The sequence below is a fragment of the Mesorhizobium sp. B2-2-4 genome (assembly GCF_006442375.1).
Lineage (GTDB): Bacteria > Pseudomonadota > Alphaproteobacteria > Rhizobiales > Rhizobiaceae > Mesorhizobium.
Genome location: NZ_VFWB01000029.1, coordinates 1 through 4,718, shown reverse-complemented (window position 1 = coordinate 4,718; position 4,718 = coordinate 1). Strand labels below are relative to the sequence as shown.

At 62.3% G+C, this 4,718-nt stretch carries 5 protein-coding genes; 4 read left to right on the top strand and 1 reads right to left on the bottom strand.

Features of this window, described 5'->3' with window-relative positions; translation table 11 throughout:
- The first annotated feature begins 234 nt into the window (after nucleotides 1-234).
- Nucleotides 235-498 (top strand): DUF2934 domain-containing protein, encoded by a 264-nt coding sequence (locus FJ959_RS31440; protein ID WP_246679026.1) that lies wholly within the window; start codon nucleotides 235-237, stop codon nucleotides 496-498.
- Nucleotides 499-562: 64 nt separating this feature from the next.
- Here the strand turns inward: FJ959_RS31440 and FJ959_RS31435 are convergent, their stop codons facing one another.
- On the bottom strand, nucleotides 563-1,255 hold the full coding sequence (locus tag FJ959_RS31435) for a glutathione S-transferase family protein (protein WP_140633923.1): 693 nt from the start codon (nucleotides 1,253-1,255) through the stop codon (nucleotides 563-565).
- A gap of 65 nt (nucleotides 1,256-1,320) precedes the next feature.
- Between FJ959_RS31435 and FJ959_RS31430 the strand changes: the two genes are divergently transcribed.
- From FJ959_RS31430 to FJ959_RS31420, 3 genes are all read left to right on the top strand, one after another.
- Nucleotides 1,321-1,833 (top strand): DinB family protein, encoded by a 513-nt coding sequence (locus FJ959_RS31430; protein ID WP_140633921.1) that lies wholly within the window; start codon nucleotides 1,321-1,323, stop codon nucleotides 1,831-1,833.
- A gap of 320 nt (nucleotides 1,834-2,153) precedes the next feature.
- Nucleotides 2,154-2,603: a MucR family transcriptional regulator gene (locus FJ959_RS31425; RefSeq protein ID WP_140494381.1), complete on the top strand. Its 450-nt coding sequence runs from the start codon at nucleotides 2,154-2,156 to the stop codon at nucleotides 2,601-2,603.
- 136 nt (nucleotides 2,604-2,739) lie between these two features.
- Nucleotides 2,740-4,617 (top strand): ABC-F family ATP-binding cassette domain-containing protein, encoded by a 1,878-nt coding sequence (locus FJ959_RS31420; protein ID WP_140494379.1) that lies wholly within the window; start codon nucleotides 2,740-2,742, stop codon nucleotides 4,615-4,617.
- The last annotated feature ends 101 nt before the right edge of the window (nucleotides 4,618-4,718 follow it).

Here is a 4,718-nt window from a genome sequence, read left to right as displayed (position 1 = left end):
TGAACCGCTTCGACGCCAAAACAGAAGCGGACAGATCATGTGCTACCAAACCGGACAACTTGATTAGCTACCGACAGAGGAAGTCGACAGAGGTGTCGACAGGGGAAGTCGACGCCATGCGCGTTTGCGTGCCGGGCCGATATCGGCGATGCCGCCAGCCCGAGATCGGACGGCTGCAATATTAGGCTTTGCTTGCTATAGTCACATGTCGGCGCCGCGCTGAGGTCGGCCCGGATGGAGACCATGACCATGACAGACGATCGCCAGGAGCGCATTCGCAGCCGCGCACATCATATCTGGCAGGAAGAAGGGCAACCGGCCGGACAGCATGAGCGCCATTGGCAACAGGCGACGGCCGACATCGACCAGGAGGATGCAGGGTCATCCGCGGTGAAGAAGCCAGCAAGAAAGGCGGCCGTCGCCGGCAAGGCAAAAACCGCGCCCAAAGAGGCCAAGACCGCCGCCAAGCCCCGCAAGCCAAAAAAGGCGGCTAAATAAGACCTGGCCATAGCGGAGCCGATGGCTCGTCGCTGGCCCTGCCGCAAGGTCAGGCGCTAAGGTTTCACGCGGCCGCCGCAACCGTCCGACCCAGCCCGCCATGCAGGTCGAGGCAGCGGGCGAACCACTGCGCCACGACATCGTGGTCGTCGAGCAATGGGTAGGGCGAGGCGATGCGTGCCCATTGCAGCGCGCCGAACACGATATAGTCGGCAAACAGGGGCGAATCTCCGCCTATGAATGGCTGATAGGCGAGCATCGAGCGCAGCGGCTCCAGGGAAGCCCTGAAATTGCCAAGCCCGGCATCCCGCGCGGCCATCACCTCTTCCAGGCTCTTGCCCAGGCGCTGCTCCCGGCTCTGGCGGAAATAGGCGGCGTTCTCCGTATCCTGCATGGCATAAAGGTCCATGATCGCGGCGGTGGTCACATAGGGATGGATGGTCAGTTGCGACCAGCGCTCGATGAAGCGCGCCATGGCCTTGCCGCCTTCGCCGCCAAACAGCGACGGCCGGTCCGGATAGATTTCGTCGAGATAAAGCGCGATGGCGAAGGAATCCGCCACGACCGTCTCGCCGTCGCGGATCACCGGCACGAGTTTCGATGCGCCGCCCTCGACGCGGGGCACTTCGAGAAAACGTGTCGGCACCGCGCTGATCTCCAGCCCCTTATGAGCCAGCGCCATCGTCGCCTTCCAGCAATGCGGGCTGAAGGGGCGGGTGGCGTCGCGTCCGACGAGATCATAAAGCAGAATGGTCATTGGCGGCGGCTTCCTTGCGGTTTAGGTATCCCGCAACGCCTCGACACAGGCCGGCGGGAGAAAAGATGAAACGGCACTTCATGATGTTTGCGGCCTATAATCAATGGGCCAATGGCCGCATCTACGATGCCGCCGCCGATCTCGACGAAGAGGAATTCAATCGCGACGTCGGCGCTTTCTTCGGCTCGATGAAGGGCACGCTCAACCATCTCCTGGCCGCCGATCGCATCTGGATGAAGCGCTTTACCGGCGAGGGCGATGCGCCGACGGCGCTGGACGCCATACTGTACCAGGCGTTGCCGGGCCTGCGCATGGCGCGCGAGACGGAGGACCGGCGGATCGTCGACTGGGTTGGCGGTTTGAGCGACAAGGCGCTGTCGGGCCGCTTTATATATATGACGGTATCGGACATGCGCACCGTCTCGCAACGGCTGGCTCCGGCGCTCGACCACGTCTTCAACCACCAGACCCACCACCGCGGCCAGGCCCATATGATCCTGACGGTTCTGGGCCGCCCTTCCGTGCAGCTCGATCTGGCGCATTTCCAGCGCACCGAAGAAGGGCGCGCATACGCCTGATTTCGGCCGCCGGCTGCGATAGAGCAGTTTTCACCGTTTCACGGAAACTGCGAACTGAGGGCCGAAAGACGTTGGAGCGCGTTATGACCGACGGCGCGTGTTTTACAGATATTGGCCTTCCAACCGGGCCGCCTAAGTCTGCCGACCCGAAAAATTAGCTTTTCTAGTTTGCACGGAGCCGATTTCCCTAAAAAATATTTGACTGCAAGTCTTGATTCGTTTTGAGATTTGCTGGTCCGTTTGGGGGACGCGGTTAAATAAATGCATCGACGAAATTCTTCTCTGGGGTAGATGATTTTGTCGCAAATAGGGTGAAAGATTTGTCAAATATCGAGGATAAGACCGTTATCGAGCTGACCGCTGACATTGTCTCGGCCTATGTCGGCAACAACCCGCTGCCGGTTTCCGGCCTGCCTGACCTGATTGCCAGCGTCAGTGCCTCGGTGCGAAAGCTCGGAGGTGCCGTTGTCGCGGAAAGCCCAAGCCTGGTTCCTGCGGTGAACCCGAAGAAGTCGGTTTTTCCCGACTACATCGTCTGCCTGGAAGACGGCAAGAAATTCAAGTCGCTCAAGCGGCACCTCAGGACGGACTATGGGCTGAGCCCGGATGAGTATCGCACCAAATGGGGCCTGCCGCCCGACTATCCGATGGTCGCTCCGAACTACTCAGCGACACGGTCAGCGCTGGCGAAGTCGACGGGACTTGGCCGCAAGCCGGCAGCGCCGGCCCCCGTGGCCAAGGCGACAAAGCGCGGCAAAGCCAGCGCCTGAGCGCGGCCGACCGCAGCCGGAAGCCTCTGAGCTGCGATGTTGACGGCGCCATTGCGCGCGCCGTTTTCATGCCTTGCGTGGCCAACCGGCCCGCAAGGTCTTGCGAAGCGCCGGTCTCCCGTGCAAAAGCGCGGCCATGCTTATCATCAACGACCTCTCGCTGCGCATGGCGGGGCGCTTGCTTCTCGACCATGCCTCGCTGACCTTGCCGGCCGGCACCAAGGCCGGACTTGTCGGCCGCAACGGTACCGGCAAGACCACGCTGTTCAAGGCCATAACAGGCGATTTCCCTTCCGAGACGGGCTCGATCAGCCTGCCGAAGAACACGCGGATCGGCCAGGTGGCGCAAGAAGCGCCCGGAACCGAGGAGCCGCTGATCGAGATCGTGCTCAAGGCCGACCTCGAGCGCACGGCGCTGCTCGAGGAGGAAAAGACGGCGACCGATCCGCACCGTATTGCCGACATCCATATGCGGCTGGCCGATATCGACGCGCATTCGGCCGAGTCGCGCGCCGCCACCATCCTGGCCGGTCTCGGCTTCGACGACGCCGCGCAGCGCCGCCCGGCCTCCTCGTTTTCCGGCGGTTGGCGCATGCGCGTGGCGCTCGCTGCCGTGCTGTTTTCCGAACCCGATCTTCTGCTGCTCGACGAGCCCACCAACTATCTCGATCTCGAAGGCACGCTGTGGCTCGAGAACTATGTTTCCAAATATCCGCACACGGTGCTGCTGATCTCGCACGATCGCGACCTGCTTAACCGCGCCGTCAACTCGATCGTCCATCTCGACCAGAAGAAGCTGACCTTCTGGCGCGGCGGCTACGATCAGTTCGAACGCCAGTACACCGAGCAGAAAGAACAGCAGGAAAAGGGCCGCATCAAGCAGGAAGCCGCCCGCAAGCATATGGAATCCTTCGTCGAGCGTTTTCGCGCAAAGGCATCCAAGGCAAGACAGGCTCAGTCCCGCATCAAGGCGCTTGAAAAGATGAAGCCGATCACGGCCATCGTGAACGACACGGTGCGGCCATTCTCTTTCCCGGAGCCGGTGAAGACGGTGGCCTCGCCGATCGTCGCGCTGAACAATGTCAATGTCGGCTATACACCCGGTGAGCCGATCCTGAAGAAGATGACCTTGCGCATCGATGCCGACGACCGCATCGCGCTGCTGGGCGCGAATGGCAACGGTAAGTCGACCTTCGCCAAGCTTCTGTCCGGCCGCCTGAAGCAGGAGACCGGCACCATGACCGTGGCGCCCGGGCTGAAGGTGGCGATCTTCGCACAGCACCAGCTCGACGATCTCAGGCCTGAGGAAAACGCCTACGAGCATGTTCGCAGGCTGATGCCGGAAGCGCCGGAATCGAAAGTGCGCGGCCGTGTCGCCCAGTTTGGGCTCACCACCGAAAAGATGAACACGGCGGCGAAAGACCTGTCCGGCGGCGAGAAGGCGCGGCTGTTGATGGGTCTGTCGGCCTTCGAGGGGCCGAACCTGTTCATCCTTGACGAGCCGACCAATCATCTCGACATCGACAGCCGCGAATCCTTGATCCATGCGCTGAATGAGTTCCCCGGCGCCGTCATCCTGATCTCGCACGACCGCCATCTCCTGGAAGCGACGGCGGACCGGCTGTGGTTGGTCAAGGATGGCGCCGTCAACCCCTATGACGGCGACCTCGAAGACTACAAGACGCTGGTCACAGGCGTGTCCGGCGACCGGCGCGAGCGGCGCGAGGCGGAAAAAGCCTCGAAGGCCGACCGCCGCCGCGAGGCGGCCCAGCGCCGCGCCGCCTTTGAGCCGCTGGCCAAGGAAATTCGCGCCACCGAAGCGCTGATGGACCGCATCCGCAAGCGCATCGACGGCATCGAGGACGAACTGGCCAACCCAGCAATCTACGAAAAGGATCCCTCGACGGCGACAAGGCTGGCGAAGGAGCGATCGCAACTCGCCCAGACGCTCGCCGGCCACGAGGAAAAGTGGCTGACCATGTCGGCCGAATACGAGGAAGGCACGGCGGAGTAGTTACCCTCCCCCTTGTGGGGAGGGTCGATCCGCGAAGCGGAGCGGGGTGTGGGTCTGCGCCACAACCCACCCCGGCGCTACGCGCCGACCCTCTCCTTCAA